At 67.7% G+C, this 6000-nt stretch carries 5 protein-coding genes and 1 pseudogene; 4 read left to right on the top strand and 2 right to left on the bottom strand.

The window, feature by feature from the left end; all coding sequences use genetic code 11:
* Positions 1-278 precede the first annotated feature (278 nt).
* Positions 279-2225, top strand: coding sequence for an N-acetylmuramoyl-L-alanine amidase (locus ACFXGX_RS35715; RefSeq protein WP_384800081.1), 1947 nt, complete (start codon positions 279-281; stop codon positions 2223-2225).
* A gap of 271 nt (positions 2226-2496) precedes the next feature.
* On the opposite strand, the pseudogene tnpA reads toward ACFXGX_RS35715, so the two are convergent.
* Positions 2497-2887, bottom strand: a pseudogene (tnpA, locus tag ACFXGX_RS35710) (IS200/IS605 family transposase).
* A gap of 80 nt (positions 2888-2967) precedes the next feature.
* On the opposite strand from tnpA, the gene ACFXGX_RS35705 reads away from it, so the two are divergent.
* Together ACFXGX_RS35705 and ACFXGX_RS35700 are read left to right on the top strand one after the other, a co-directional pair.
* Positions 2968-4182 carry an RNA-guided endonuclease InsQ/TnpB family protein gene (locus ACFXGX_RS35705; protein ID WP_384800078.1) on the top strand — a complete coding sequence of 405 codons (1215 nt, stop codon included), beginning with the start codon at positions 2968-2970 and terminating at the stop codon, positions 4180-4182.
* A 111-nt stretch (positions 4183-4293) separates the two neighbouring features.
* On the top strand, positions 4294-4590 hold the full coding sequence (locus ACFXGX_RS35700; protein ID WP_384800075.1) for a hypothetical protein: 297 nt from the start codon (positions 4294-4296) through the stop codon (positions 4588-4590).
* Between the two features lie 250 nt (positions 4591-4840).
* Here the strand turns inward: ACFXGX_RS35700 and ACFXGX_RS35695 are convergent, their stop codons facing one another.
* A complete protein-coding gene (locus ACFXGX_RS35695) occupies positions 4841-5314 on the bottom strand; it encodes a MarR family winged helix-turn-helix transcriptional regulator (protein WP_384800093.1) in 474 nt (157 codons plus the stop codon).
* Positions 5315-5464: 150 nt separating this feature from the next.
* Between ACFXGX_RS35695 and ACFXGX_RS35690 the strand changes: the two genes are divergently transcribed.
* Entirely contained in the window at positions 5465-5827 is a 363-nt protein-coding gene (locus tag ACFXGX_RS35690) for an HGxxPAAW family protein (protein WP_384800072.1), read from the top strand.
* Positions 5828-6000 lie beyond the last annotated feature (173 nt).

The following is a 6000-nucleotide window of genomic DNA, read 5'->3' as shown; positions in this document are numbered from 1 at the left end:
TGGGGTTTGTGCGGGGGGCCAACCCTTTGGGGTTCGGCGGGGCCTCGGGCGGTTTCCTCACGGGCGGTTGGCCGCAGACTGACCGCGAGGCCATGGTCGTTCGGCTTTGGCGCCTCGACGCGAGACTCGGTACCGCGTCAGTGAATCCTTCGGGCGTTCGCCGTAGCGGTTCCCGAACATTTTCCCTTTCCACCCCAGGCGGCATCGGCTCCTCTGCCCGACAAACGCGCGAAGCCGACAGCCCTCCTGGTTTCCCTGGAGCTCAAGAACACGTGAAGATGAAGAAGATAACGGACACTGCCACCCGAGAGCGGGTGTCGCGGAATCGGCTGATCGGTTTAGCCGCAGCGACCGCGCTGACCGCGGGAGCCTTGACCGCCCTGGTGCCGTCGGCCGCACAGGCCGGAACCGACGTACATGCCAAAACCGCCGCGTCGTCCGGATCCAGCGCACGACAGCGTGCCTTCACGGCCGCCGCCGCCAAGTACCACGTCCCTGTGAGCGTGTTGCTCGCGGTGGCCTACCAGGAGTCGGCGTGGGACGCCCACGCCGGCCGGATGAGCACCAGCGGCGGCTACGGCCCGATGCATCTCACCGATGTCACACCCGCGATGCTGGCCGGCGGTCCGGCCGGGATGGTGGGACGGGCGGACCTGGCGGGCAGGGCGAAGGACCCGGCTCTGCACACGCTGCGGGCCGCGGCGAGGCTGACCGGCCTGTCCCTCGCCGAACTCCGCGACGACCCCGTCGCCAACATCGACGGCGGGGCCGCGCTTCTGGCCTCCTATCAGCAGGCCGTGGCCGGTGGCCGCTCCTCGGACGCCGGTCGGTGGTACGGGGCCGTGGCCCGCTACAGTGGCTCGGCGCAGAGGCGGAATGCCACCGCGTTCGCCGACCGCGTCTTCGCGACGATCAGGTCCGGGGCCACGCGTGTGACCCAGGACGGGCAGCGGGTGTCACTCGGCGCCGACAGCAAGGTCCGGGCCGAGAAGGGTCAGTTGAGCAAGCTCTCCCTGACCGGCGTCGCGGCCTCGGCGGCGACCGAGTGTCCGCCGGAGGTCTCGTGCACCTTCGTGGCGGCGGCGTCGTCCAACGGTCAGGTCTCCAGCCGTCCGGCCAACGGCATCAGGATCGACACGATCGTCATCCACGACACGGAGTCGTCGTACGAGTCGGCCATCGCGACCTTCCAGAAGGCGGGCGGCAGTTCCGCGCACTATGTGATGCGGGCTTCGGACGGCGCGGTGACGCAGATGGTGCCCACCAAGGACGTCGCCTTCCACGCCGGCAACTACTCGACGAACCTGCACTCCATCGGCATCGAACACGAGGGTTACGCCGCGCACGGAGGCACCTGGTACACCGAGGCGCAGTACGAGGCCACAGCGTCCCTGGTGCGGTACCTCGCGGACCGCTTCGGCATTCCGCTGGACCGTGAACACATCATCGGCCACGACAATGTCGCCGGCCCGAGCTCCAGCCTCGTCTCGGGCATGCACTGGGACCCGGGCACGTCCTGGGACTGGGAGCATCTGATGAGCCTGCTCGGCGCTCCGGTGACGGGAGAGCACGGGGTCGGCGCGGTCGGCTCGGCGGTGACGATCGCCCCCGGCTTCACCGCGAACCAGCAGACCGTACAGATCTGTCCCGGCGACGACCCCACGGGCGCCACTCCTTCGTGCGCCGAGCAGCAGCAGGCCTCGAACTTCGTCTTCCTGCGCACCGCTCCCAGCGACACCGCCCCGCTCTTCGGCGATCAGGCCATCCACAAGGGCACGGCGGGCACCGACCGGATCAGTGACTGGGGTTCCACCGCGCAGGCGGGTCAGCAGTACGTGGTGGCCGACGTCGACGGAGACTGGACCGCCATCTGGTACAGCGGCGCCAAGGTGTGGTTCTACAACCCGGACGGCATCAACACGACGCCCGCGCACGACGTGACGCTGGTCTCCGCCGCGGGCACCGCGCCGGTGTCGGTCTACGGCTCCAGCTATCCCGACCGGGCGGAGTACCCCGCGGGACTGTCTCCTTCGACGCAGGCACCGATCAGCTGGTACACCGTTCCGGCTGGTCAGGCGTACGTCGCCACCCGACCGCCCGTCAACACGGATGACTACTTCACCTCCGGGGCGATCGTCACCGGCGCCAGGCAGATGTACACCATCCAGTACAACCACCGTGTCGCACTGGTCTACTCGTCGGATGTGACAGCGACCGGCTCCTGACCCCGGACGCCGGCTCGTCCCGCCGACCTGCCTGACGCAACACCCGTGCCCGGCCCGCCTTCTGACGGGCCGGGCACGGAACTGTCCGCCAGAGTCCGAAGAGCAGTGCGGGTCGGCGGCCGCCAGTGCGCACACAGCAGGATGAACCCGGCCATGGACATGATCCATCCCTGATCTTGCGTGGGTATCCCCGGCTTCAGTTGGGGAGGGAAACGCATCCTCGACGCGGAGGCGCGAAGCGCCGGAGTGCTCTTCGTCCTCGTGGTGGCGGTCAGGCAGGCCGCTTCTGGTTCTCGATGTACTGACGGATCACAGTCAGCGGCGCACAGGACCCGGCGAAGTAGGAGCGGGACCAGAAGACGGACCCCATGCCGATCCTGTTGACCCGGCCGGTGTACTCCGCCCGCAGGTACCTGGAGATGACTCCCTTGAGACTGTTGATCAGCCGGGACAGGGCGATCTTCGGTGGGTAGTGCACGAGCAGGTGTACGTGGTCGGTCTCGCCGTTGAACTCGCGCAGCTCGACCTCAAAGCCGGAGCACACCGCGCGCATGATCTCCTCGCACCGCTTCAGCATGTCGTCATCGAATGCCGCGCCGATATTCGGTGACGAACACCAAGTGTGCGTGCAGGTTGAAGGTCACATGACGGCCCCGGCACATATCGGTATTTGGTCCTCAACGTGGTGACATACGCCAAGCGTATTGTTGTGGTCAAGCCAGACCGAAAGGGGGTGGGCCGGATGATCCGTGCGTACAAGTTCCTCATGCGGCCCACCGTGCGCCAGGAGCAGGCACTGGGCGAGATGCTGCGCGATCACTGCTCCCTCTACAACGGGGCATTGCAGGAACGCCGCGACGCCTACCGGCACAGCTCGAAGACGAGCGTCAAGTACGGGATCCAGTCCGGGCAGCTCAAGGAGATCCGGGCGTTCGACCCGGAACGGCAGGGCCGCTGGTCGTTCTCCTCGCAGCAGGCCAGCCTGCGCCGTCTCGACAAGGCGATGCAGGCGTTCTTCCGCCGCGTCAAGTCCGGCGAGACACCCGGATACCCGCGCTTTCGCGGCGTGAACTGGTTCGACACGGTGGACTTCCCCAAGGACGGCGACGGCTGCCGCTGGGACTCCACCCCGCACGACCCCGTCACCCGCGTCCGCTTCCAGGGCGTCGGTCATGTCAAGGTCAACCAGCATCGCGCCGTGGCCGGCAGGGTCAAGACGGTGTCGGTGAAGCGTGAGGGCCGCAAGTGGTTCGTCGTGCTGACCGCCGAACAGGACCACCCTGGACCGCTGCCCGCGACCGACAGCGTGGTCGGCATCGACCTGGGCATCGCCAACTTCCTCGCCGACTCCAACGGCGAGTTCGTCCCCAACCCGCGCCACGGCCGGACGGCTGCAGCGAAGCTCGAAGCCGCGCAGCAGACCCTGTGCCGGTTCCCGCGTCGCAAGGCCAAAGACCGCACCAGGAATCACCAGCGCGCCGTGGACAAAGTCGCCCAGCTCCACGGCAAGGTACGACGCAAGCGTCTCGACCACGCGCACAAGACCGCTCTCGACCTCGTACGCCGACACGATTTCATCGCGCACGAAGACCTCAAGATCCGCAACATGACCAGGTCACCCGCGCCGAAGCCCGACCCCGACCAGGCAGGCGCGTTCCTGCCCAACGGTGGCGCCGCCAAGGCCGGACTCAACAGGTCGATCCACGATGCCGGATGGGGGGTGTTCCTGACGATCCTGTACGCCAAGGCTGAAAGCGCCGGACGGGAAGTGATCGCCGTGGACCCCCGTAACACCTCACGCGAGTGCCCCGAATGCGGGCACACCGCCAAGGAGAACCGGCCCACACAGGAAAAGTTCCACTGCGTCGCCTGCGCCCACACCGCGCACGCCGACACAGTGGGAGCCACCAACGTTCTACGGGCCGGGCTGGTCCATCGCGACGCCAACCCGGCCTAGCCAGAAGCCCCCTCGTTCACGAGGGGGAGGAGTCACATCTCTGAATGTCCACGCGGTGCAGGCAAGTTGCGGATTTCACGGGTGTGGCGGCAACTGATTATGATCTTGGCCATGTCTGTGCAGAACTCGAACTCCGACAGAGCCCTGTCGCGCAAGCAGCGACTTCAGGAGAAGCAGCGCCGTCAGTTGGCGGTGGTCGACACCGTGGACAAGGCCGAGGCCAAGGTTCGCAAGGCCGAGGTCGAGGTGGCCATGGCTGTCGCCGAGGCGGTGCAGGTGTTCGGCGGTATGCAGGAGGCGTCGGAGGGGCTCGACATGCCGATCCAGACGGTCCAGCGCTTCCTCGGCATGGCACAGGACGAAGCGGTGAGCGTCGGCGACGTCGTCGAGTCCGTCGGCGGATCCTGACCCTGGTGTTGATGGCGGGCCCCCGCGGGAGAGCGGGGGCCCGCCGTGCTGTGGGGCAGCCCCTCGAAGGCCTCTTGGTGTGGGCGGCGCCCCAACTGCGTTGGTGGCGTCCCCGTTTGTACGAGGTGCACCCATCGCGTGTACGAGGTACGCGCATCGCGCCACATGAAGGCCCTGTCGTCGTGGGATGCGATCGGCTCGCGTCGCGACACGTTCGGTGCGACTAGCGGTCCTTCGCGGGGCGGGATCGTCACCCTCGACGAGATGGAGTCCCGTCGGCGGGCGGTGACGTGGGCACTCCCTCCCGGATTTCGTGCAACGCCTCGTCGAACATGGTGCGGGCCCTGGTGAACCAGTCCGCCAACACGGCGATCTCGTCCGGTCCGTAGTCGGCGAAGAGGGACGCCAGTCGCTGGTAGACGGGGCCGTAGATCTCGAGAACGCGTTCTTGAGCGGTCTCCTCCATGACCACGTACACGCGTCGGCGGTCGCCCGGGTCCGCGGTACGCCGGATGTAGCCCGCCTTCTCCAGGCGGTTCAGCACTCCCGTCACCGCTCCGGTGGTCAGCCTGGCGCGTTCCGCGAGATCGCCCGCGACCAGTGACTCGCCGGCCGTCGACGCCTCCATGAGGAAGCCCAGGCAGGTGAGGTCCGTGACGTTCAGGCCCATCCGGCGGGCGATGTCCTGCTGTCCGAACTGGGCTGTGGCGATCATCCGGTCCATGGCGTAGAGCGCGTGGTCCGCCGTCGCGGCCGGGCGAGCCTTGTGATCACTCACGGTTCCTCTTAGGATCTAAGATAATTAGCTCGCGAGGTAAGAGATCTCGCGATGGGGTCATCCCTACCATTTTCACAGCTCTCGAGGGGCGAGATCATGTTCATCCACGGTGACGACGACCACGACTTGGGCCACACGGTCGCCGGCTGGAGCGGTGCGGGCATCGCGGTGCTGGGATTCGGGCTGTGCGGACTCGCGATGATCAGGGCGTCGGGACTTCTCGCGCTCGCGGGAGCGGCGGTGCTGGCCCTGGCGCTGCTGACCACATGGATGCTGCACCTGGCGGGCTGGGGCAAGCCGAGCGGTCCTCGTCCGGTCGCCCAGTGGGACTGGCGCGTCAGGGACGTCACCGCCCGCGACGGCCACGACGACTGCCTCGGCTGCCGTCTCGCGGGGCGGCGGATGTCACGCCCGCACGTCGCCGAACGACCCGCGGAGCCGGCGGTCATCGACGCATGAACGGAGCCGGTACCTGGCCCCTTCCGGCGTTCCCCTAACCCGTTTACCCGTGGGCCGATTCGATGGGCTGTAGTCGGACAACCGGTGCGCCAGATCCGGTCGGACCGGGCGGCCGCGCCGATCCGCCGGCCTCGTGCGGTGCGGACAATTGAGGGGGTCTCCTCTCTGGCCGC

This window comes from Streptomyces sp. NPDC059371 (assembly GCF_042751995.1).
Classification (GTDB): domain Bacteria; phylum Actinomycetota; class Actinomycetes; order Streptomycetales; family Streptomycetaceae; genus Streptomyces.
The sequence above is the reverse complement of the archived record's forward strand: the minus strand, read 5'-3'. Positions and strand labels throughout refer to the sequence as shown.